At 57.2% G+C, this 21,328-nt stretch carries 22 protein-coding genes; 15 read left to right on the top strand and 7 right to left on the bottom strand.

Annotation, left to right across the window (positions count from 1 at the left end; translation table 11 throughout):
• Positions 1-84 precede the first annotated feature (84 nt).
• The 6 genes from ACO06L_RS06920 to ACO06L_RS06895 all read right to left on the bottom strand — a co-directional run bounded on the left by ACO06L_RS06920 (position 85) and on the right by ACO06L_RS06895 (position 5,148).
• Positions 85-1,605, bottom strand: coding sequence for an RNA polymerase factor sigma-54 (locus ACO06L_RS06920; protein ID WP_202347022.1), 1,521 nt, complete (start codon positions 1,603-1,605; stop codon positions 85-87).
• A 157-nt stretch (positions 1,606-1,762) separates the two neighbouring features.
• A complete protein-coding gene (gene lptB / locus ACO06L_RS06915) occupies positions 1,763-2,488 on the bottom strand; it encodes an LPS export ABC transporter ATP-binding protein (protein WP_064228689.1) in 726 nt (241 codons plus the stop codon).
• A complete protein-coding gene (gene lptA / locus ACO06L_RS06910; protein WP_202346978.1) occupies positions 2,466-3,032 on the bottom strand; it encodes a lipopolysaccharide transport periplasmic protein LptA in 567 nt (188 codons plus the stop codon). The genes lptB and lptA overlap by 23 nt, the downstream gene beginning before the upstream one ends.
• Positions 3,016-3,600, bottom strand: a complete 585-nt coding sequence (gene lptC / locus ACO06L_RS06905; protein ID WP_064228691.1) for an LPS export ABC transporter periplasmic protein LptC — start codon at positions 3,598-3,600, stop codon at positions 3,016-3,018. The genes lptA and lptC overlap by 17 nt, the downstream gene beginning before the upstream one ends.
• A complete protein-coding gene (kdsC, locus tag ACO06L_RS06900; RefSeq protein WP_202346977.1) occupies positions 3,597-4,145 on the bottom strand; it encodes a 3-deoxy-manno-octulosonate-8-phosphatase KdsC in 549 nt (182 codons plus the stop codon). Before kdsC ends, lptC begins: the two co-directional genes overlap by 4 nt.
• 22 nt (positions 4,146-4,167) lie before the next feature.
• Entirely contained in the window at positions 4,168-5,148 is a 981-nt protein-coding gene (locus ACO06L_RS06895; RefSeq protein ID WP_064228996.1) for a KpsF/GutQ family sugar-phosphate isomerase, read from the bottom strand.
• 188 nt (positions 5,149-5,336) lie between these two features.
• On the opposite strand from ACO06L_RS06895, the gene ACO06L_RS06890 reads away from it, so the two are divergent.
• The 11 genes from ACO06L_RS06890 to ACO06L_RS06840 all read left to right on the top strand — a co-directional run bounded on the left by ACO06L_RS06890 (position 5,337) and on the right by ACO06L_RS06840 (position 14,222).
• Complete coding sequence (locus ACO06L_RS06890; RefSeq protein WP_202346976.1) at positions 5,337-6,149, top strand: ABC transporter ATP-binding protein; 813 nt, start codon at positions 5,337-5,339, stop codon at positions 6,147-6,149.
• Positions 6,146-6,928: a lipid asymmetry maintenance ABC transporter permease subunit MlaE gene (gene mlaE / locus ACO06L_RS06885; protein ID WP_064228694.1), complete on the top strand. Its 783-nt coding sequence runs from the start codon at positions 6,146-6,148 to the stop codon at positions 6,926-6,928. Before ACO06L_RS06890 ends, mlaE begins: the two co-directional genes overlap by 4 nt.
• A 34-nt stretch (positions 6,929-6,962) precedes the next feature.
• Positions 6,963-7,412 (top strand): outer membrane lipid asymmetry maintenance protein MlaD, encoded by a 450-nt coding sequence (gene mlaD, locus ACO06L_RS06880; RefSeq protein WP_202346975.1) that lies wholly within the window; start codon positions 6,963-6,965, stop codon positions 7,410-7,412.
• 32 nt (positions 7,413-7,444) lie between these two features.
• Positions 7,445-8,098, top strand: a complete 654-nt coding sequence (locus ACO06L_RS06875) for an MlaC/ttg2D family ABC transporter substrate-binding protein (RefSeq protein ID WP_064228696.1) — start codon at positions 7,445-7,447, stop codon at positions 8,096-8,098.
• Positions 8,095-8,427: an STAS domain-containing protein gene (locus ACO06L_RS06870; protein ID WP_202346974.1), complete on the top strand. Its 333-nt coding sequence runs from the start codon at positions 8,095-8,097 to the stop codon at positions 8,425-8,427. Before ACO06L_RS06875 ends, ACO06L_RS06870 begins: the two co-directional genes overlap by 4 nt.
• Before the next feature lie 104 nt (positions 8,428-8,531).
• Entirely contained in the window at positions 8,532-8,774 is a 243-nt protein-coding gene (locus ACO06L_RS06865) for a BolA family protein (protein WP_064228698.1), read from the top strand.
• A 29-nt stretch (positions 8,775-8,803) separates the two neighbouring features.
• Entirely contained in the window at positions 8,804-10,066 is a 1,263-nt protein-coding gene (gene murA / locus ACO06L_RS06860; RefSeq protein ID WP_014577731.1) for a UDP-N-acetylglucosamine 1-carboxyvinyltransferase, read from the top strand.
• A 40-nt stretch (positions 10,067-10,106) separates the two neighbouring features.
• On the top strand, positions 10,107-10,748 hold the full coding sequence (gene hisG, locus ACO06L_RS06855; protein WP_008170183.1) for an ATP phosphoribosyltransferase: 642 nt from the start codon (positions 10,107-10,109) through the stop codon (positions 10,746-10,748).
• Between the two features lie 53 nt (positions 10,749-10,801).
• On the top strand, positions 10,802-12,106 hold the full coding sequence (hisD, locus tag ACO06L_RS06850) for a histidinol dehydrogenase (RefSeq protein WP_202346973.1): 1,305 nt from the start codon (positions 10,802-10,804) through the stop codon (positions 12,104-12,106).
• Positions 12,107-12,259: 153 nt separating this feature from the next.
• Positions 12,260-13,312 (top strand): histidinol-phosphate transaminase, encoded by a 1,053-nt coding sequence (gene hisC / locus ACO06L_RS06845; RefSeq protein WP_202346972.1) that lies wholly within the window; start codon positions 12,260-12,262, stop codon positions 13,310-13,312.
• A 166-nt stretch (positions 13,313-13,478) separates the two neighbouring features.
• Positions 13,479-14,222 carry a Nif3-like dinuclear metal center hexameric protein gene (locus ACO06L_RS06840; protein WP_202346971.1) on the top strand — a complete coding sequence of 248 codons (744 nt, stop codon included), beginning with the start codon at positions 13,479-13,481 and terminating at the stop codon, positions 14,220-14,222.
• 228 nt (positions 14,223-14,450) lie between these two features.
• Here the strand turns inward: ACO06L_RS06840 and ACO06L_RS06835 are convergent, their stop codons facing one another.
• A complete protein-coding gene (locus ACO06L_RS06835) occupies positions 14,451-14,891 on the bottom strand; it encodes a YhcB family protein (RefSeq protein WP_064228703.1) in 441 nt (146 codons plus the stop codon).
• 231 nt (positions 14,892-15,122) lie between these two features.
• Here ACO06L_RS06835 and zapE point away from each other — a divergent pair, with 231 nt between their 5' ends.
• The 4 genes from zapE (at position 15,123) to ACO06L_RS06815 (ending at position 21,123) form a co-directional block, all read left to right on the top strand.
• Positions 15,123-16,220 carry a cell division protein ZapE gene (gene zapE, locus ACO06L_RS06830; protein ID WP_227512777.1) on the top strand — a complete coding sequence of 366 codons (1,098 nt, stop codon included), beginning with the start codon at positions 15,123-15,125 and terminating at the stop codon, positions 16,218-16,220.
• Positions 16,221-16,253: 33 nt separating this feature from the next.
• Positions 16,254-17,438 (top strand): thiolase family protein, encoded by a 1,185-nt coding sequence (locus ACO06L_RS06825; protein WP_202346970.1) that lies wholly within the window; start codon positions 16,254-16,256, stop codon positions 17,436-17,438.
• A gap of 438 nt (positions 17,439-17,876) precedes the next feature.
• Positions 17,877-19,727, top strand: a complete 1,851-nt coding sequence (locus ACO06L_RS06820) for a DUF1302 domain-containing protein (protein ID WP_202346969.1) — start codon at positions 17,877-17,879, stop codon at positions 19,725-19,727.
• A gap of 34 nt (positions 19,728-19,761) precedes the next feature.
• Positions 19,762-21,123, top strand: a complete 1,362-nt coding sequence (locus ACO06L_RS06815) for a DUF1329 domain-containing protein (RefSeq protein ID WP_202346968.1) — start codon at positions 19,762-19,764, stop codon at positions 21,121-21,123.
• The last annotated feature ends 205 nt before the right edge of the window (positions 21,124-21,328 follow it).

Below are 21,328 nucleotides of genomic sequence, written 5' to 3'. Positions count from 1 at the left end.
CATCATGCCGGCTCCCGGGAGCCGGTCTGGGTGCTGGCGCATTGTGCGCCGGCGAATACGGTGTTGCGTCCCGCCCCGGGGTATTCAAACCAGCCGCTTGCGCTCGTTGGACGGCGGAATGTGCATGGCCTCCCGGTACTTGGCAACGGTGCGTCGCGCAACCTTGATTCCCTGTTCCCCTAGCATGGCTGCAATTTTACTGTCGCTCAACGGCTTTTTGGGCGTTTCCGCCGCAATCAGTTTCTTGATCATCGCGCGTATGGCCGTGGAGGAGCATTCTCCACCCTCGTCAGTGCTGACATGGCTGGAGAAGAAATACTTCAGCTCGAAAATGCCCCGGGGCGTATGCATGTATTTCTGGGTGGTTACCCGTGAAATCGTCGATTCATGCATTTCTACCGCCTGGGCGATGTCCGAGAGGATCAACGGCTTCATGGCTTCCTCGCCGTGATCCAGGAATCCCTGCTGGTGCTCGACAATACGGGTCGCCACTTTCAGCAGGGTCTCATTGCGGCTCTGCAGGCTCTTGATAAACCATTTGGCCTCCTGCAACTGATCACGCAGGTAGGTGTTGTCTGCACTGCTGTCCGCACGCCTTATAAGTGAAGCATAGCTGGCATTGACCCGGATGCGTGGTGCAATTTCCGGATTCAGTTCAACGCGCCAGCGGCCATTGTGCTTGCGAACGATGACATCCGGAATGACGTAGTCGGGTTCGGCGCGGTCAATGACGTCACCCGGCCGCGGGTTCAGACCGGTGATCAATGCCAGGACTTCCCTGAGCTGATCCTCTTTCAGGCGGCTGCGGCGCAGCAACTGTGCGTAGTCCCGGTTGCCCAGCAGGTTAATGTAATGGGTGATCACCAGTCGCGCCTGGGCCAGCCAGGGCGTGTCTGGCGGCAGCTGGTTGAGCTGGATCAGCAGGCATTCCTGAAGGTCCCGGGCAAACACACCGGGCGGATCAAAGTGCTGCAGGCGGTGCAGGACGGCCTCCACTTCATCCAGTTCAAGAGGGTCTTCCTCGTTCTCATCCAGCAGTCCGGCGTGGATTTCCTCCAGCGGGCTGGTGAGATAGCCCCGCTCATCCACCGCGTCCATCAGGGCATGGGCAATGGCCTGGTCCCGTTCACTCAGCGGGGTCAGATTGAGCTGCCATTCCAGGTGATCCTGAAGTGTTTCGGTGGGCGAGTTTCGGGTTTCGAAATCGTGATCGTTTTCGTCGTCATTGCGGGCGGCCGGGGCGGGTGCAGACTGGTATATGTCGTCCCAGGCAGTGTCTACCGGCAGGTCGTCCGGAATGTTGTCCGGGATGTCGTTTTCAGAAGACCAGTCCGGGCCGTTTTCCGATTCGTCCCAGTCGCTGGACGGTTCCGGCGCGGTTTCAGCAGCTGATTCGGTGGCGTTGGCTTCGCGCTCATCGTTCTCTGTAGCTGCATCGTTCTGATCGTCGTCCTCGGAAGTCTCCAGCATTGGGTTTGATTCCAGTGCCTGCTGGATTTCCTGCTGGAGGTCGAGGGTGGAGAGCTGGAGAAGCCGGATAGCCTGTTGCAGCTGGGGCGTCATGGTCAGGCTCTGACCCAGCTTTAACTGTAAGGAGGCTTTCATAACCATGGTTCAGGATCCGTCACTCATCAGCGCTTTGTGTCATAAGTCGTGAAAAAATCTATATATGCCGGTTACTTGCCGTAGTTTTATTTTACCCTAGCAAGTTCTTTGCCGAGTTTACTTGCTACAGATCATCAAAACAATGAGCCATTCGGTGTCACAGCCTGAATTCGTCGCCCAGGTAGACTTCCTTGACTTGCTGGTTGGCCAGGATCGCATCGGCATTGCCAGAGGCGATGATATGGCCGCCGGACACAATGTAGGCGTTTTCGCAGATGTCCAGGGTTTCTCGCACGTTATGATCGGTAATCAATACTCCGATACCTTTGTCCCGCAGGTGCCGGATGATGTGCTTGATATCACTGACGGATATGGGGTCGACACCGGCGAAGGGTTCATCCAGAAGAATGAAGGCCGGTTCCATGGCCAGCGCCCGGGCAATCTCTACCCGTCGCCGTTCACCGCCGGACAGGGCCATACCAACGCTGTCCCGGATGTGGGTTATGTGGAACTCCTCCAATAACTCCTCGAGTTTTTTCTCCCGCTCGGCCTTGCCCATACCCTGGCGGGTTTCGAGGATGGCCATGATATTGTCGCGTACCGACAGTTTGCGGAACACCGAGGCTTCCTGGGGCAGGTAACCAATACCCTGGCGGGCTCGGCCGTGCATGGGCAGGGGCGTAATATCCCGGCTGTCGATCGTGATACGGCCACGATCAGCAGGGACCAGCCCGACGATCATATAGAAGCAGGTGGTTTTACCGGCGCCGTTGGGGCCAAGCAGCCCGACAATTTCCCCACTGCGGATTTCCAGGGAAACGTCGATTACCACTTTTTTCTGTTTGTAACTCTTTGCCAGATTACTGGCTCTCAGAACTGCCATCGGTTTCCTGTCTATCAGTGCGTCTGTCGGCGCTGCGTGGCTGAATCACCATCTCGACACGGCCGCCACCCTCGCCAGCGTCTGCCCCGCCTTCAGCGGTGACAACCCGACCAGCGGTATCATAGTGAATGACGTCGCCACGGAACAGGTTGCCATTCTGCTCGATGACTGCTTCCCGTTCAAAGGTCAGTCGGCTGTCTGTAGCCGACCAGGTAATGTTCATTGCACGGGCATCGGTTTCGCTCTCGCCATCCCGCGCCGGCTGCCGGTACCTGGCAGGAGTGCCAGAGGCTTCGATCCGGCTCAGGCCGTCTTCTGTGCGATACAGCACCACACGGTCCGCACTCAGGCGGGTGTTGCCCTGCTCGAGCTCCACAGTCCCGGTGTAGGTGGCAATACCCTGGCCGTCATCCAGGCGGGCATTGTCGGCGGTGACCTTGATGGGGGTGTCGGAATCAAGATCGAAAGCGGCCGCCGGGCCGATCATTGCGACCGTCAGCAGAGCGGCCAGCAGGCTCCGGTATCGGTTAGTTTCCGGTTTCATAGCGTCCTTCCACCTGGGAGTTCAGTTCCAGAATCCGCTCGTCTATCCACGCTTTCATGCCCGTGGCCCGGGTAATGCCGGTAACGTCGCGTATTTCTACGGGTGCGTCTGTATAAACCATGCCCCGGTCGTTATCCAGGGTCAGGCTTGATGTTGTCAGGGTGGCGTCCCGTTCGCCAATAGTGCGCTGAATCCGGACATTGTCCGTCAGGTACACCAGATTCTGGTTCTGCAGCAGGCTGCCATTCTCGGCTTCAACAATCCAGGGCAGGGCACTCTCGCCGCCATAAAGTTCGGCGCGGGGAGATTCCATGGTGGCCAGGTTACCTTCCTCGAACTGTTCAATGCGGGGGCTGGAGAACCGGATCTTCAGGTTGCCCGATTCGTTGAAGGATGTGTACTTGCCATTCACCACGAAGCCGTCTGGCTCGGCATCGCCTCGCAGCGCCGCGGCATCATCATCAATGACCGGTGGCTCATCGCTTTGCCAGAGCAAAAAGACCGCTGCCACCACGGTGCCGGCGAGTGCCAGTGTTCGCAGCCAGGGCCGGTCCGGGAGCCAGTTCATGCCTCGGGCTCCAGGTAGGGCGCAAGGGCAGAATCAAGCTTGCCATGGGCAGTCAGCAGCAGGTCGCAGGCTTCCCGCACCGCCCCTTCGCCACCCCGGGCATGGGTGCAGTAGTCGGCATGTTGCTGCACCAGCCAGTAGCCATTGGGCACGGTGATGCCGAGCCCGGCGAACCTCAACGCCGGCAGGTCTGGAAGGTCGTCGCCCATATAGGCGATGGCTTCGGGGCTGATATCCATGGTGCTGACGAGTTCCTGCAGGGCTACTTTCTTGTCCTCGCGGCCCTGCATCAGGTGCGGGATGCCCAGATCCCGCATGCGCTTCTCGGTCAATGGCGACCGGCGGCCGGTAATAACGGCCACGGTAATGCCGGCTGACATAAGCTGTTTCAATCCCAGACCGTCCAGAATGTTGAATGCCTTCAGTTCATCACCGTTGGCGCTGAAGTAAAGCTTGCCATCGCTCATGATACCGTCGACATCCAGGGCAATCAGGCGGATTTTGGCGGCTTTTGCCAGCAGGGAGTCCGGCCATTGGTGCTTCATGTCAAATAGCTCCTCATAGCCCCTAGATTACGCCGGCCCGTAGCAGATCGTGCATATTGATGGCGCCAATGAGGGCGCCGCCATCGTCCGTTACCGGCAGGGCGTTGATCTTCATTTCCTCCATGATATTCAGCGCTTCCGCCGCCAGGTGGTCGGCCTGGATGGTTTTGCCATTCCGGGTCATCACCTCATTGATAGGCGTATTATGGATATCCACCGATCGATCAAGAGTCCGGCGCAGGTCACCGTCCGTAAATATTCCGGTAAGAGTGCCTTCTTCGTTGACAACGGTGGTCATGCCGAGGCCTTTTCGGGAGATCTCAAGAAGTGCGCCACTCAAGAGCGTTCCCTCATTGACCACCGGAATCTGGTCACCGGTGTGCATGATGTCGGACACCCGGAGCAGCAGCCGGCGTCCCAGGCTGCCACCGGGATGGGAGAACGCAAAATCCTCGGCACTGAAGCCGCGGGCCTCAAGCAGGGCGACTGCCAGTGCATCGCCCATGACCAGGGTGGCCGTTGTTGAGGAGGTGGGCGCCAGGCCCAGGGGGCAGGCTTCCACCATGACACTGACGTCCAGGTTGGCGACGGCTTCCCGGGCCAGGGTGGAGTTGGAATTGCCAGTCATGCTGATCAGTGGGGCGCCCATGCGTTTGATCAGCGGCAGAATGGTGATCACCTCGCTGGTGTTGCCGCTATTGGAAATGGCGATCACCACATCCTGAGGCGTGATCATGCCCATATCGCCGTGGCTTGCCTCACCGGGATGCACGAAAAACGATGGTGTGCCGGTACTGGCCAGGGTGGCAGCAATCTTGTTGCCAATGTGGCCGGATTTCCCCATGCCGGTCACGACCACGCGGCCCTTGCAGTTCATGATAACTTCACAGGCCCGCGTGAACTGGTCGTCGATCCGGCCCTCAAGGGCATCAATGGCGTCGCGCTCGATGCGGATGGCGCGGATGGCAGAAGATCGGAAATCGCTGGGAGTCTGTTCGGTCATCGGGCTTTCGGCCTGGCTGTCGGGACATTTAAAAAGTTGGGCAGAGTATACCATTTTCACCCGGCAACGATGCCCGGTTACTGAAAGTTCAGTCAAACTGATCATTGCTATCAGGACATTTTGCGCTCTTTGGATTGAGCTCGGGCGCTCCTTGGCATAATGTAGCCCCTCTTTAAAAGGTAAGGACTATGGATTCACCGGCTTACATATCGCTCAAGGATGTCGTGTTCTCCCGCTCCGGGCGCCGTATCTTCGACGGTGTCAGCCTGGATATTCCCCGTGGGGAAATTACCGCCATTATGGGCCCCAGCGGAACCGGCAAAACCACACTGCTGCGTCTTATTGGCGGTCAGCTCAGGCCGGATTCCGGCAGTGTTGTGGTGGATGGTCATGAGGTTCCGAAGCTCAAGCGCAAGGCTCTTTACAGTCTTCGGGAAAAGATGGGCATGCTGTTCCAGAGCGGGGCCCTTTTCACCGACCTGAGCGTGTTCGAGAATGTGGCCTTCCCGCTGCGGGTGCACACGAAACTGCCGGAAGACATGATCCGCGACATAGTTCTGATGAAACTGGAGGCCGTTGGTTTGCGTGGTGCCCGCCAGTTGATGCCCTCGGAGTTGTCCGGCGGCATGACCCGCCGGGTGGCCCTGGCCCGCAGTATTGCCCTGGATCCGGAGCTCATCATGTACGACGAGCCATTTGCCGGCCAGGACCCGATTGCCATGGGCGTTCTGGTAAAACTGATCCGCGATCTGAACAGTTCCATGGGGCTGACCAGCGTCCTGGTCTCCCACGATGTTCCTGAATCCCTGAGCATCTGCCATTACGCCTGCATCATCTCGGACGGCAAGGTAATTGGTGAGGGCACGCCGGAAGAGTTGCGGGCGCATCCTTCCGAGCAGGTCCAGCAGTTTCTCCAGGGGCAGCCGGATGGCCCGGTTCCATTCCATTACCCAGCCGAGGGCGCCGCCCAGGACTTCGGGTTGTCCGGAGGTGTGTCTTGATCGAGAGAATCGCGGCATTTGGGCGTCTCGGGCTTGATATTGTTTCGTCATTCGGCCGCTCAGGTCGTTTCCTGGCGGGCGTTCTGGGCGGTGTGCCCAGGCCTGCGACCGGTTTTCCGCTTCTTCTGAAGCAGCTGTACGCCGTTGGCGTGCTGTCCCTGGCCATAATTGTGGTGTCCGGTCTGTTTATCGGCATGGTGCTGGGGCTGCAGGGGTACACGATCCTCAGCGATTACGGCTCTGAAGCGGCCATTGGCCAGATGATAGCCCTGACCCTGGTGCGCGAACTTGGGCCCGTGGTGACTGCGTTGTTGTTTGCGGGCCGGGCGGGTTCGGCGCTGACGGCAGAGATCGGTTTGATGAAGGCCACAGAGCAGCTGTCCAGCATGGAAATGATGGGCGTGGACCCACTGCGGCGGGTCATTGCGCCCCGGCTCTGGGCCGGGTTTATTGCCATGCCGGTGCTTGCGGTGATTTTCTCGGTGGTCGGCATCTGGGGCGGTATGCTGGTGGGTGTAGACTGGCTGGGCGTGTTCGAAGGCTCCTTCTGGGGCAACATGCAGTCGTCGGTGGATTTTGTCGATGATGTCCTCAACGGCGTCATCAAAAGCGTTGTTTTCGGCTTTGTCTGCGCCTGGATTGCGGTTTACCAGGGTTATGACTGTGTGCCGACATCGGCAGGTATCAGTTCGGCGACCACCAAGACCGTGGTGTACTCATCGCTGGCGGTGCTGGGGCTGGATTTTGTTCTGACCGCTGTCATGTTTGGCGATTTCTGAATCATCGATTAACGAGATAATACCGGAGCCGGAAATGGCACAGAGAACCACTGAAATTATCGTCGGCCTTTTCATGATCGCAGGCTGCGCAGCACTGCTTTTCCTTGCCCTGCAGGTTAGCGGGCTGTCGCCGAAATCGGCTGAGAGCACCTACACCATCTACGCCAATTTCAACGATACCGGTGGGCTTACGCCACGGGGGCGAGTTTCCATGGCCGGTGTAACGGTCGGCACCATCGAATCCATCAGTCTTAACAAAGAGACGTTTCAGGCCCGGGTGGAAATGTCGATTCATTCGGATGTCGACAACATCCCTGCCGACAGTTCCGCAGTTATACGTACATCCGGTCTGCTCGGAGAGCAGTACATTGATATATCCATTGGCGCCGAGATGGATTCGCTGAAAGAAGGCGACACCTTCTATTCGACACAGTCGGCCATGAATCTGGAACGGCTTATCAGTAACTTTGCATCGGGCCGCTGATTCGGGCCGGGAAGATTCAACAGGAGATCCTGATGTTTGCACTGAAACACCACATTCTGCTTGGCCTTCTGATGGCCCTGGTGCTGGTTACGCCGGCACAGGCGAACGAGGCGGAAGATCTCCGCAGATATGTGGATGAGAACACCCAGCGGCTCGTTGAAAAGCTCAACGAAGAGCGAGGCCTTTACGAGCGTGACCCTGAAGCGTTTTATGAGAGCATGGATCAGGCCCTGACGGATTTCGTGGACTTCCGCCGCATTGCGGCGCGGGTGATGGGACGTTATGCCCGCCAGACCACGCCCGAACAGAGGGACGAGTTTGTGGTCAAGTTCAAGCGCAGCCTGTTTGACAGCTACGCGCAGGCTCTCGTCAATGCGGAAAATTTCGAAATACAGGTCAAGGAAGCGACCATTAACCCCCAGAGCGACGACCGCGCTTCTGTCCAGATGGAGGTCATCAGTGCATCCGGGAACCGTTACCCGGTGACCTACTCGATGTACAAGAACTCCGAGGGCAAATGGTTGATGGAAAATGTCATCGTTGAGGGCGTGAACATAGGTCTCGCTTTCCGGGATAGGTTCAGTCAGGAAATGGAAGAAAACCGCGGCCAGATTCAGGTAGTCATCGACGGCTGGAGCGATGCGGTTGAGTCCCTGAACCTTGAGCAGGAAGTGGACAACTCATGACTGCGGGGCTACCTCGGGTCCAGCTCGCCGACGGAGCTCTGGTCGTCTCGGGCGAGGTGACCACAGATACAGTCATTGGCCTCAGAAAAGAGGGCGAGAAACTGATCCGATCGGTTTCTGCCGATCTGGTGGTCGACCTCGATGGTCTGATCACCGCCCACAGCGTGGTTCTTTCCATGTTGCTCTGTTGGCAACGCCTGGCCCGTCAGACAGGTATTTCGTTGTCGTTCCGGGGTGTCAGCGGCCGTCTTGCCTCTCTGGCGGCCCTGAGCAACCTTGATGACCAGTTCGCGGGGTTCGGTCCGGAATCCGTCCATCCCGCCCACTGACTCTTCCGGCCCCAGCCCCTTTGTTTACCGGACAGTAAAGCTGACCCGAGCTCCGGAATTGGTTACAATCTCGCCCCTGATTTCAAAACACCCGAGGATTTTCTATGGATGCCACCCAAGTCACCGAGCTGGTCAAGGAAGCATTGCCCGGCTGCGAAGTTCAGGTACAGGTTGATGGTACCCATTATCTGGTCGTCGTGGTGGGTGATGTCTTCGAAGGCCTGCCGACCATCAAACGCCAGCAACTGATCAACAAGGCGCTGTTCCAACAGATCATGGACGGCTCAATTCACGCACTTCATCCGAAAGCATTTACTCCGGCTGAATGGGCTGAGCGCCAGGGCTGAACGGCCCGAACAAAAACAGGACATTTATTGTGGATAAACTTCTGATCAGGGGCCGCAAGCCCCTGGATGGCGAGATCCGGATTTCCGGTGCCAAGAACGCCGCACTGCCTATATTGGCAGCAACCCTGCTGGCGGACGAGCCGGTGACTGTAGGCAACCTGCCGCACCTGCACGACGTAACCACCATGATCGAGCTTCTTGGCCGCATGGGTGTTGAAGTGATTATTGATGAGAAAATGAGCGTGGAGATTCACGCCAATACCATCAAGCATTTCCATGCGCCGTACGAGCTGGTTAAAACCATGCGTGCCTCTATCCTGGTGCTGGGTCCGTTGGTTGCCCACTTCGGCGAGGCAGAAGTATCCCTGCCGGGCGGCTGTGCAATCGGTAGTCGTCCGGTGAATCTGCACATCCATGGCCTGGAAATGATGGGTGCGGATATCAAGGTCGAAAATGGCTATATCAAGGCCAAGACCAACGGTCGCCTTAAGGGTGCCCATATATTCCTGGATACCGTCACCGTAACCGGCACCGAGAACCTGATGATGGCCGCTGCCCTGGCAGACGGAAAGACCATCCTGGAGAACGCCGCCCGCGAGCCTGAGGTTGTCGACCTTGCCGAGTGTCTGATTGCCATGGGTGCAGACATCAAAGGTCACGGTACCGCCACCATCGAAATCAACGGTGTTGAGCGCCTGCACGGTTGCCATTACAACGTGCTGCCAGACCGGGTTGAAACTGGTACCTACCTGGTGGCTGCCGCTGCAACCGGCGGTCGCGTCAAGCTGAAGGATACCCGGGAGGACCTGCTCGAAGCGGTTGTGCTCAAGCTCGAAGAAGCCGGCGCCCACATCAATACCGGCCCGGACTGGATTGAGCTGGACATGAAAGGCAATCGCCCGAAAGCGGTGAGCCTTCGTACCGCGCCTTATCCGGCGTTCCCCACGGACATGCAGGCGCAGTTCGCCGCTATGAACGCGGTGGCCGAGGGCACCGGCACCATCGTGGAAACCGTGTTCGAGAACCGGTTCATGCACCTGCAGGAGCTGATCCGCATGGGTGCGGATATCACGCTTGAGGGCAACGCCGCCATCATCAAGGGCGTGGACCACCTCACCGGCGCTCCGGTCATGGCCACGGACCTGAGGGCCTCGGCCAGTCTGGTTATTGCCGGACTCATGGCTGACGGCGATACCATCGTAGATCGCATCTATCACATTGACCGCGGTTACGAGTGTATTGAAGAGAAACTGCAGTTGCTGGGTGCCACTATCCGCCGCCTGCCAGCGTGAAAGACATCCATCCAGACAATACGGGAAACCGGAAGAATCCATGACAGATTCCATAACCATCGCCTTGTCGAAGGGACGAATCCTGGAAGAGACCCTGCCGCTGCTCGCAGAAGCGGGCATTGAGCTGATCGACGACGTCAAAAAGTCGCGCAAACTGGTGTTCCCGACAACGGATCCCCATGTGCGGGTATTGATCATCCGTGCCACCGACGTGCCGACCTATGTTCAGTACGGCGGGGCCGACCTCGGGGTAACCGGCAAGGATGTGTTGATGGAGCACGGTGGCGAAGGTCTTTATGAGCCACTGGACCTGAATATTTCCCGTTGTCGCCTGATGACCGCCGGCCCGAAAGATCAGACTCCGCCATCCGGTCGTATCAAGGTGGCCACAAAATTCGTCAACCTGGCCCGCCGGTACTACTCGGCCCAGGGACGGCAGGCGGACATCATCAAGCTCTACGGCGCCATGGAGCTGGCACCGATTCTTGGTCTGGCTGATGAGATCGTCGACATTGTGGATACCGGCAATACGCTGAAGGCGAATGGGCTTGAAGCCCGAGAGCTGATTGAGCATATCAGCAGCCGGCTGGTTGTCAATCGTGCCTCCATGAAGATGAAACACGAGCGTATTAACCCCATAATCGAAAAGATGTCCGCAGCTGTGGATAAACGCCGGACCTAATGTCAGGGCCGGCCAGAGTCAGTTAGTCGTTAATCCCATAAAGGATTTGAGTTATGACCGCCAAGATCACCCGACTGAACGCTTCCCAAAGTGACTTTAATGATGCGTTGGCCAAACTTTTGGCCTGGGACGACAGCGTTGATCATCAGGTGAACGAGTCGGTGCGTCATATCCTGCATGAGGTGAAAACCCGTGGTGACCAGGCGGTTTTGGAGTTTACCGAGAAGTTCGATCGCCTGAAGGTTGGCTCTGTCGCCGAGCTGGAAATGGACCAGAGCCGACTGCAGAAGGCTCTGGAAGCGATTCCCCGGGACCAGCGCGTGGCCCTGGAAAAAGCCGCTGAGCGGATCCGTGACTATCACGAGCGCCAGAACCAGAAGTCCTGGCAGTATGAGGACCAAGACGGAACCGTGCTCGGCCAGAAGGTCACGCCGCTGGACAGGGCGGGTTTGTACGTGCCCGGCGGCAAAGCCGCTTATCCGTCATCCGTGCTCATGAACGCCATTCCCGCGAAAGTTGCCGGTGTCAGCGAAGTGGTGATGGTCGTTCCGACACCGGATGGTGTGGTCAACGACATGGTTTTGGCCTCCGCAGCGATTGCCGGTGTTGACCGGGTCTTCACCGTCGGCGGCGCTCAGGCCGTCGGCGCGCTTGCCTATGGCACAGAAACCATCCCGGCCGTTGATAAAATCGTCGGCCCCGGCAACATTTTCGTTGCCACCGCCAAGCGCGAAGTCTTCGGCGTTGTCGGCATCGACATGATCGCCGGACCCTCGGAAATCCTCGTGATCAGCGACGGCAAAACCGACCCCGACTGGATCGCCATGGACCTGTTCTCCCAGGCAGAGCACGATGAGCAGGCCCAGTCCATCCTGATCAGCCCGGATGCCGAATTCCTGGATGCGGTCGAAGCCAGTATCAACAAACTGCTGCCAACCATGGAGCGCGCCGACATCATCCGCACCTCCATGACCGACCGCGCCGCGTTGATCCACGTCGCCGACCTGAAACAAGCCGCCGAAGTGTCCAACCGCATCGCCCCGGAACACCTGGAGTTGTCGGTCGAAGACCCCGAGGCCATGCTCGAAGACATCCGCCACGCCGGCGCCATCTTCATGGGCCGCTACACCGCAGAAGCCCTCGGCGACTACTGCGCCGGCCCGAACCACGTGCTGCCCACCAGCGGCACCGCACGGTTCTCCTCGCCCCTGGGCGTCTACGACTTCCAGAAACGGTCCTCCATCATCGGCTTCAGCGCTGCCGGTGCAGACCGCATGGGACGTGTGGCGTCGGTTCTGGCCCGTGGCGAGGGCTTAACCGCTCACGCCCGGTCGGCGGAATATCGTATTAAAGATTAAAAAGACTATACCCCCTATGTATGCAGGGATGGTGGTGACCGCCTTTCCGGGAATGTAGAGGGCCATGGATGGCCCGAAACAAGCGCACATGGATGTGCTTGTAGCGTTTCCCGGAAAGGTGGTCACCACCAGACCGTCAGCTCGGAGTTTAAAATGAGCAAATTCTGGAGCCCCCTGGTAAACGATCTGGTTCCGTACGTACCGGGCGAACAGCCAAAAATGGCCAACCTGGTGAAGCTGAACACCAACGAAAACCCCTTCGGCCCCTCACCAAAAGTCATCGAAGCCATCCAGGCCGAACTGAACGACGGCTTGCGCCTCTATCCGGATCCGGAAGGCGAAAGCCTGCGCCAGACTATCGCGGCTTACCACAAGGTAAAGCCCGAACAGATCTTCCTCGGCAACGGCTCCGATGAAGTCCTGGCCCACATCTTCTTTGGCCTGTTCCAGCATGGCGAACCGATCCTGTTTCCGGACATCACCTACAGCTTCTATCCGGTTTACTGCGGCCTCTATAAGATCGAGAGTAAAAAAGTACCGCTGACAGAAAGCTTTGAAATCAACCCGGATGACTTCAAGCAGCCCAACGGCGGAGTGATCTTCCCGAACCCGAATGCGCCAACCGGGCGGTATCTCGAGCTGCAGCATGTGGAAGAAATCCTGGCTGCCAACCCGGATCGTGTCGTTGTTGTGGATGAAGCCTACATCGATTTCGGTGGCGAGTCGGCGATCACCCTGGTCGACAAATACCCGAACCTGCTGGTCTCTCAGACGCTCTCCAAGGCCCGTTCACTAGCCGGTTTGCGGGTAGGTTTCGCCGTTGGCCATCCAGACCTGATCGAGGCTCTGAACCGGGTCAAGAACAGCTTCAACAGCTACCCGCTGGACCGCCTGGCCCTGGCTGGTGCGAAAGCGGCCTACGAAGATGAGGCCTGGTTCCGGAAGTGCTGCGATGGCGTGATCTCCGAACGCGAGCGCGTAACTGCTGCCCTCGAGGATCTTGGGTTCGAGGTGTTACCCTCAAAGGCAAACTTTATCTTTGCCCGTCATAAAGAGCAGCCTGGTGAGGTTTTGGCGAAGAGCCTTCGTGAGCAGGGCATTATCGTTCGGCACTTCAACAAGCCCCGAATCAGCGAGTTCCTGCGCATCACCATCGGCACTGTTGAGCAGAACGATGCTTTGATCGGGGGTCTCCGGTCCCTCTAGCCTGCTAAGTTGGCGGGTAGATAGAGGCAGATCCCCCTTCCCGGGAACCGCTACGAGCACATCCATGTGCGCTTGACCCCGGCCATCCATGGCCGGCGACATTCCCGGGAAGGGGGATCTGCCTCTCTCATCGAACTTCTCGGAAATAGTCCAGAATGGAGTTTTTATGGCCAGTCGAAATGAGATTCTCAAGAAAATCAACGAATGGCTCCAGCCCGATAATTTCCAGGATTACTGTCCCAATGGCCTGCAGGTTGAGGGCACGTCGGACATTAAAACCGTCATCTCCGGCGTGACGGCCTCAAAGGCTTTGATCGAAGCCGCCATTGAAGCAAACGCCGATATGATCCTGGTCCATCATGGTTACTTCTGGAAAGGTGAGGACCAGCGAATCCAGGGCATGAAACGCGAACGCTTGAAACAGCTTCTCGACAACGATATCAATCTGGTCGCCTATCACCTTCCGCTGGATGACCATCCCGAATATGGCAACAATCGTCAGCTGGCGGACATTCTTAACATCAAGAATCCGCGCCCGTTAGGCGGTTTGGTGTGGGAAGGCGAGCTGGAAGAAGCAATGTCTCCCGAGAAATTCGGTCTTCACATCGCCAGACAGCTTCACCGCGAGCCGCTCTGGGTTGGCGAAGGTCCGACTGCGATCAAACGGGTAGGGTGGTGTACCGGCGCTGCACAGGGGTTTATTAACACTGCTCTCGATGCTGGCCTGGACGCCTATATTAGCGGGGAAATCTCTGAACCGACGACGCACACAGCCAGAGAATGTGGCATTCATTATTACGCTGCCGGGCACCACGCGACCGAGCGTTACGGTGTACAAGCGCTCGGGAGGGCGTTAGCTGAGGAGTTTGGCGTTGACCACAAATTCATCGATTGCGATAACCCGGTCTGATCGCGAATAGGTGGTCAGACGAAGGCTTGATGCGAATTGCACAGAGTCGATGGAGCGGGGTAGTCACCCCTTTCCGAGAATGTCGGCGGCCAAGGATGGCCGACGTCAAGCGCACATGGATGTGCTCGTAGCGGTTCTCGGAAAGGGGTGACTACCCCGGTCCCTCGCCGAACTTAGAAGTCTTATCGAGACTAAACTCCCAAGTTTCCGCTAGAACAAAAAAAGAACTCAGGCCTGCTGAGCCTTATCACCCTTCTTGAGCCCAAAGTCCTCAGCAAGCGTGCCGGAATCCTTCGGATCCGTCTTTGGTGCATAATCCCGTGGCGGCTCGGAAGCGTCCTCGCGGACTTCCTCCAGGCGCTTCTTGGAAGTCTCCTGCGCCAACTCCTCCATCCAGTCTTCGTCATTGCAAAGACGGTTGGCACCGCGGGCCATGTGCTGGTTCACATCGCGGTAGGCATCGTTGAAGCGGCGCAGCAAATGGGCCGACTCCATGAAATGCTCATTCACCTGGGCCTGGTAGCGGGTATATTCGCTTCTCAGTTCCTCAATCTGCTGTTCCGCCCGGCGCTGCCGAAGCGTCGTTCCCTGCCCGGAACGGCCAACAAATACCCCGATGACAATGCCAACAACCAATGCGGCAATCGCTGCCAGAATCAGGTTTGTCATATGCTGTGTCGTCCTTTTACCTAGAAGTGAGCCAAGCCCCTGTCAGGCCAGTATAACGCCCCAGGCTCCATCATCCCATGATTGTGGCCTGCGCCAATCGTCGTATTGCTGCACAGGCGGCCAACGTGGCGAAAAATCGCCAAATGCGAGACAATACGGCGCCCAAATTTACGATCAACTTCCGGGAATACCTTGATGACAGCTGCGATGTCCTCCGAAACCAGTGCGACCATGACCCCTTGGCAACGTTACCAGAAGGATCTTGAACGCCCGGATTTCCAGAAGGACTCGGCCCAGGAAGATGCGGTCAAGCGCCTTCAGTCACTGTACGACAAACTGGTGGACGCCGAAAGGGATCGTAGCAAGCCCAAGGCCAAACTTTTCCGCAAGCTCAAGAAAGGCAAGGAAGAGCCGGTCAAGGGCCTGTATTTCTGGGGCGGGGTAGGCCGGGGCAAAACCTACCTTATGGACACCTTCTACGAGTCGCTGCCCTTTGATCGCAAGATGCGGGTTCACTTCCACCGCTTCATGCAGCGGGTACACAGCGAGCTCAAATCGCTCAAGGGCGAGAAAAATCCCCTGGAGCTGGTCTCGAAAAAATTTGCCGACGAAACCCGGGTTATCTGTTTCGACGAGTTCTTCGTGTCCGACATTGGCGACGCCATGATTCTCGCCACCCTCATGGACGGTTTGTTCAGCCGCGGCGTCACCCTGGTGTGTACCTCCAACATCGTCCCGGATGGTCTTTACAAGGATGGCCTCCAGCGCGCCCGGTTCCTCCCGGCTATCGAACTGGTCAAAAAGCACACCGACGTGGTCAACGTGGATGGCGGGGTAGATTACCGGTTGAGAACCCTGGAGCAGGCGGAGCTCTTTCACTCGCCATTGGATGAAGAGGCGGATGTCAGCCTTCGCAAAAGCTTTGATGCGCTTGCGGTTGAGGCTGGCAAACACAGCAAAACCATGGAAATCAACGGTCGTAAAATTCCGGCCCAGGCTCACGCAGACGACGTGGTCTGGTTTGATTTCAAAGACGTCTGCGATGGCCCCCGGAGCCAGAACGATTACATCGAAATGGCCCGGCAGTTCCACGCTATCATCGTCAGCAATGTGCCTGTTCTTGGCAAAGAGAAAGACGACCAGGCTCGCCGATTCATTAACATGATTGACGAATTCTACGACCGCAACGTCAAAGTCATTATCTCCGCAGCTGCCCCGATTACCGAGCTCTACACCGGCGGCCGCCTGGGCTTCGAATTCGAGCGCACTGAATCCCGCCTGCTCGAAATGCAGTCCCGGGAATACCTTGAAGCGCCGCATAAACCATAAAAACTACCAGACAACCAACAGAGAGATTCAGAAATGAGCACAGACAACGTCGTCATCGTAAGCGGTGTACGCACCCCCATGGGCGGATTTCAGGGTAGCCTGGCCAGCGTCAGCGCCACCGACCTGGGCGCCCTTACCATTACTGAAGCCGTGAAACGCGCTGGCCTGCAGCCTGCGGATGTGCAAGAAGTCATCATGGGCAACGTTCTGCCCGCCGGCCTCAAGCAGGGCCCGGCGCGCCAGGCCATGCGTAAGGCCGGTCTTCCGGATCACACCGGCGCCACCACCATCAACAAACTCTGCGGCTCAGGCATGAAAGCCGCCATGTTCGCCCACGACCTGATCAAAGCCGGCAGCAACGACATCATGGTTGCCGGCGGTATGGAGAGCATGTCCAACGCCCCCTATATCCTGCAGGGCGTCCGCAGCGGCTACCGCATGGGCCCGGGCCAGGCGCCCCAGGATCACATGTTCCTGGATGGTCTGGAAGACGCCGAAACCGGTCGCCTGATGGGCGCCTTCGCCCAGGAAATGGCGGACAAGAAAGGCTACACCCGGGAAGAAATGGATGAATACGCCATCACCTCCCTCACGCGAGCCAAGAAAGCCATTGAGGAAGGCCTGCTGAAAGACGAAATCATCCCGGTAACCGTGAAAAGCCGTAAAGGCGAAGTGGTTGTTGAAGACGACGAGCAGCCTCACAACGCCAACATCGACAAGATCCCGAGCCTGCGCCCGGCCTTTGCCAAAGACGGCACCGTCACAGCTGCCAACGCCTCATCAATCTCAGACGGCGCGTCTGCGCTGCTCCTGATGCGCGAGTCCGAAGCCGAAAAGCGCGGCCTCAAGCCGCTCGCCCGCATCGTTGGCCACAGCACCCAGTCCCAGCATCCTTCCGAGTTCACCTGCGCTCCGGTTGGCGCCATCGAAACCCTGTTCGGTAAAACCGGCTGGAGCAAAGACGACGTAGACCTCTTCGAGATCAACGAAGCCTTCGCCATGGTCGCCATGATGCCCATCCGCGAACTCGGCCTGGATCCCGAGAAAGTTAACATCCACGGCGGCGCATGCGCACAGGGCCACCCGGTCGGCTCCACCGGCTCCCGCCTGCTGGTAACTCTTATGTACGCCCTCCAGCGTTACGGCAAAAAGAAAGGCATCGCAGCTCTCTGCATCGGTGGTGGTGAAGCGACTGCCATGGCTATCGAGATGCTCTAAGAAGGGAATCTTGATAGCTCTTTTGCTCCGGTAGTTGGGCAAGGGGCGCTGACGCTGGGGTGGGGCTTCCGGGAATGTCGGCGGCCATGGATGGCCGACGCCAAGCGCACATGGATGTGCTCGTAGCGGTTCCCGGAAGCCCCACCCCGGCGGCAGTGCTTCCACCCAAGTTGAAAACATCACGAAAGCCAGAAAAACCACCAAAACCAAAGTGGTTGCATCCAAATTTGTTGTCTATAGTGATTCTGTGCGAAGAAACCCGGCAGCAAGCGGCGGTAATAGAGGTGTGAGAGCAAAATCATACTTTTGACTGATCAAAGCGCCCGAAGGCGTTAGCTATAGTGCCAACATCACGAGCACTGTGCATGAAGCCTCCAATACATCGTGAACACCAATAATCAGAGCAGCGACTCAGAACAACAATGGAGTAGCCTTCCAATGACAAGAAAAACACATCAATGGCAGCGTTGGACCAAATTACCGCTGGCCGTGGCAGTTGCAGCCGGCATGTCCGGTCAAGCGACAGCCTATTCGTTCTATTTGGGTGATGTGGAAGCCCAGTTCAACACCACGCTTTCTGCGGGTGCGGGTTGGCGGGTCGAGGATCGCGACAAGCGTCTGATCGCACAAGGCAACCTAGGTCCCGAGTACGCCCCCGGTGGTTCCCTCGAGAATATTGGTGCCTCCACAAATAACTATGACGACGGTAACCTCAACTTCGAAAGTGGGGATACCTACTCCAAAATCGTCAAGGGCAACAGTGAACTTTATCTGAACTATTACGTCGACAACCCCTACCTGACCCGGGTCGGCGGTCTTCTGCGTGGTCGTTACTGGTACGACTTCGAACTTAAAGACGAGAGCAGGGCAGTAGATTACGTTGGCCAGCAGCGCGAGCTGAACCCCGAGGCCAAGGACAATGCGTCCGGTGGTGAGATTCTTGACGCCTACGTCTTCTCTGATTGGTATTTTGGCAACGTCCCCGTGAGCCTTCGCTATGGCAAACAGGTGGTAAGCTGGGGTGAGAGCACCTTTATCCCGGGTGGTATCAACGTAATCAACCCTGTGGATGTCCCTGCCTTCCGCGCACCTGGTTCTGAACTGAAAGATGCGTTGCTGCCGGTTGAAATGTTTTACATGTCTGCCGGTATTACAGAGAACGTAACCATCGAAACCTTCGTTCAGGCTGACTGGGAACCGGTTCGTCCGGATGACTGCGGTACGTTCTTCTCAACCAATGACTTCGCAGCTGATGGCTGCGGTCCGGTGCTTCTGGCTGGGCAGCTTCCCGACTCCCAAGCCCAAGCCCAAGGTTTTATAGCACCTCGACTCGGTGACAAGGAAGCTGATTCAAAAGATCAATTCGGTGTAGCGTTGCGCTGGTACGTTCCAGAGCTAAATGATTCTGAACTTGGCTTCTACTACATCAAGTACAACAGCCGGCTGCCCTACGTCAGCGGTACCATCAAAGATACGAACGAGCAGTTTCCGTCTTACTTCATCGAATACCCAGAAAACATCAACCTCTATGGCATCAGTATCAACACAACGACGCCTGGCGGATGGTCGTTGGGTGCTGAATATTCATTCCGTGACAATGTGCCTTTGCAATGGAACGCTTTTGAGCTGATTTACGGGGGATTGCAACAGAGGAACCCGATCGATGGAAGCGTGGTGAGTCTGCTAGAGCAACAACGCTTGGAAGAAGCGGGCGGCACGATAGCTCCAGGATCCGAGGTCTCAGGCAATGATCGTTTCAATGTTTCGCAAGCACAGTTCACGCTGATCAAATTCTTCGACCAGGTTATGGGTGCAAGCCGTCTTTCACTGATAACAGAGTTTGGCGCCACTTATGTTCACGACCTTCCCGGCTATGATGAAGCCCGTTACGGTCGCTCAGGAACATTTGGCATAGGCCCTGTTCCCAGTGCAGGCGGTGCTGATGCGTGCCCTCTTCTCAATATAAACGACACATATTGCGAAAACGATGGCTTCACAACCGACTTCTCCTGGGGTTACCGTACGCGTCTGGTTTGGAGCTATCCGAACGCATTGGCTGGTGTGAACCTGTCGCCGCAGCTGGCCTGGAGCCATGATGTGGAAGGTTACAGCCCGCAACCGGGTGGTGCTTTCAACGAAGGCAGCAAGGCCATTGGTCTGTCGCTGGAAGCGGTCTACCAGAACAAGATTACCGGCAACATCGGTTACACAAACTTTTTCGGCGGCAAGCCGTATAACGAGTTGACTGACCGCGATTTCGTGAGTGCTAGCGTTTCATACTCATTCTGAACCCGGAAAGAATTCGTTGAACGAGGGAATTTAAATGAAACTGAACAAGAAACTACTGGCCACAGGCGTACTGGCAGCGAGCATGTTTGCCGGCCAGGCCTGGGGTGCGGTTTCTGCTGAAGAAGCGGCCAAGCTGGGAAACTCGCTGACACCGATGGGTGCAGAAAAAGCCGGTAACGGTGGCGCCATTCCTGCCTGGACCGGTGGTCTGACAACGCCGCCTCCCGGCTACAAGGGTGATGGTATCTATGTAAATCCGTTCGCGGATGAGCAGCCTAAGTTCACCATTGATCAGAGCAACGTCGAGCAATACAAAGACAACCTGTCCCCGGGGCAGGTTGCCATGATTGAGCGATACGACGACTACTTCATGCCGGTGTACGAAACCCATCGTACTGCCGCTTACCCTGAAGAGGTGATGGAGCAGACCGTCGAGAACGCAACCACGGTTGAGCTGATCAAGGATGGTAACGGTCTCGGCAACTATCAGTCCGCCACTCCGTTCCCGATTCCCCAGAACGGTCTGGAAGCGATCTGGAACCACATTACCCGCTACCGCGGCGGTTCTGTGCAGCGTAATGTTGGCCAGGTAACCCCGACCGAGGGTGGTGACTTCTCGGTAGTGAAGTTCCAGGACGAGCTGACCTGGCGTACATACCTGGCAGACTACGAGCCGGGAATGGATCCGAACGTACTGTTCTACTTCAAGCAGGCCATCACCGCGCCAGCACGTCTGGCAGGTAACGTCCTGCTGGTACACGAGACCATCGACCAGGTTGCTGAGCCACGCCGTGCGTGGGTATACAACGCCGGTCAGCGTCGTGTTCGTCGCGCACCGCAGGTTGCTTACGACGGACCAGGTACCGCGTCTGATGGCATGCGTACCTCGGACAACTTCGACATGTTCAACGGTGCTCCAGACCGCTATAACTGGGAGTTGGTTGGGAAGAAGGAAATGTACATTCCGTACAACTCCTACAAGCTGACCGATCGCAGCCTGAGCTATGACCAGATCATCAAGGCTGGTCACATCAATCAGGACTACACCCGCTACGAGCTGCACCGCGTATGGCACGTGCGGGCAACCCTGAAAGAAGGCGCCCGTCACATCTACGCACAGCGTGACTTCTACATTGATGAAGACTCCTGGCAGGCATCCGTCATTGATCACTATGACGGTCGTGGCGAGCTCTGGCGCGTTGCCGAAGCCCACAACATGCAGTTCTATGATCAGAACGTGCCCTGGTACGCCATTGAGACTCTGTACGACCTGCTCTCTGGCCGCTACCTCGCGCTTGGTCTGACCAACGAAGAAGAGAACCCGTACGAGTTCGGCGTTGAGCGTCGCTCCAGGGATTACACGCCGGCCGCACTACGCCGCGCAGGTACCCGGTAAGCGTTCTTCAGAAGACTCTAAAACGGCGGCCCCCCCTGGGCCCGCCGTTTTTTTTACACCTGAGAAAACCCTTTCACGTCAAAATTTTGCAGCCCACCCCTCAATTGGTTTAACCTTCCTATCATACTAAAGGCGTACCCGATGTTGGTCGTCGATAAAAAGAGTTAGCGAGATCCACTTTTCCGGCGTTTCAAGGCAGTACAGG

The organism is Marinobacter sp., assembly GCF_965229985.1.
Classification (GTDB): Bacteria; Pseudomonadota; Gammaproteobacteria; order Pseudomonadales; family Oleiphilaceae; genus Marinobacter.
Note: the sequence above shows the minus strand (reverse complement) of the source record. Positions and strands in the feature narration are given on the sequence as shown.

What these genes read in the sequence shown, in the direction of transcription:
- lptB (WP_064228689.1), bottom strand. Translation starts at nt 2,488, where the DNA reads ATGGCAGTTCTGAGAGCCAGTAATCTGGCAAAGAGTTACAAACAGAAA.
- zapE (WP_227512777.1), top strand. Translation starts at nt 15,123, where the DNA reads ATGACCCCTTGGCAACGTTACCAGAAGGATCTTGAACGCCCGGATTTC.
- lptA (WP_202346978.1), bottom strand. Translation starts at nt 3,032, where the DNA reads ATGAAACCGGAAACTAACCGATACCGGAGCCTGCTGGCCGCTCTGCTG.
- hisG (WP_008170183.1), top strand. Translation starts at nt 10,107, where the DNA reads ATGACAGATTCCATAACCATCGCCTTGTCGAAGGGACGAATCCTGGAA.
- ACO06L_RS06825 (WP_202346970.1), top strand. Translation starts at nt 16,254, where the DNA reads ATGAGCACAGACAACGTCGTCATCGTAAGCGGTGTACGCACCCCCATG.
- kdsC (WP_202346977.1), bottom strand. Translation starts at nt 4,145, where the DNA reads ATGAAGCACCAATGGCCGGACTCCCTGCTGGCAAAAGCCGCCAAAATC.
- ACO06L_RS06840 (WP_202346971.1), top strand. Translation starts at nt 13,479, where the DNA reads ATGGCCAGTCGAAATGAGATTCTCAAGAAAATCAACGAATGGCTCCAG.
- ACO06L_RS06875 (WP_064228696.1), top strand. Translation starts at nt 7,445, where the DNA reads ATGTTTGCACTGAAACACCACATTCTGCTTGGCCTTCTGATGGCCCTG.
- ACO06L_RS06820 (WP_202346969.1), top strand. Translation starts at nt 17,877, where the DNA reads ATGACAAGAAAAACACATCAATGGCAGCGTTGGACCAAATTACCGCTG.
- ACO06L_RS06890 (WP_202346976.1), top strand. Translation starts at nt 5,337, where the DNA reads ATGGATTCACCGGCTTACATATCGCTCAAGGATGTCGTGTTCTCCCGC.
- hisD (WP_202346973.1), top strand. Translation starts at nt 10,802, where the DNA reads ATGACCGCCAAGATCACCCGACTGAACGCTTCCCAAAGTGACTTTAAT.
- ACO06L_RS06815 (WP_202346968.1), top strand. Translation starts at nt 19,762, where the DNA reads ATGAAACTGAACAAGAAACTACTGGCCACAGGCGTACTGGCAGCGAGC.
- ACO06L_RS06870 (WP_202346974.1), top strand. Translation starts at nt 8,095, where the DNA reads ATGACTGCGGGGCTACCTCGGGTCCAGCTCGCCGACGGAGCTCTGGTC.
- ACO06L_RS06865 (WP_064228698.1), top strand. Translation starts at nt 8,532, where the DNA reads ATGGATGCCACCCAAGTCACCGAGCTGGTCAAGGAAGCATTGCCCGGC.
- hisC (WP_202346972.1), top strand. Translation starts at nt 12,260, where the DNA reads ATGAGCAAATTCTGGAGCCCCCTGGTAAACGATCTGGTTCCGTACGTA.
- ACO06L_RS06835 (WP_064228703.1), bottom strand. Translation starts at nt 14,891, where the DNA reads ATGACAAACCTGATTCTGGCAGCGATTGCCGCATTGGTTGTTGGCATT.
- mlaD (WP_202346975.1), top strand. Translation starts at nt 6,963, where the DNA reads ATGGCACAGAGAACCACTGAAATTATCGTCGGCCTTTTCATGATCGCA.
- ACO06L_RS06895 (WP_064228996.1), bottom strand. Translation starts at nt 5,148, where the DNA reads ATGACCGAACAGACTCCCAGCGATTTCCGATCTTCTGCCATCCGCGCC.
- ACO06L_RS06920 (WP_202347022.1), bottom strand. Translation starts at nt 1,605, where the DNA reads ATGAAAGCCTCCTTACAGTTAAAGCTGGGTCAGAGCCTGACCATGACG.
- lptC (WP_064228691.1), bottom strand. Translation starts at nt 3,600, where the DNA reads ATGAACTGGCTCCCGGACCGGCCCTGGCTGCGAACACTGGCACTCGCC.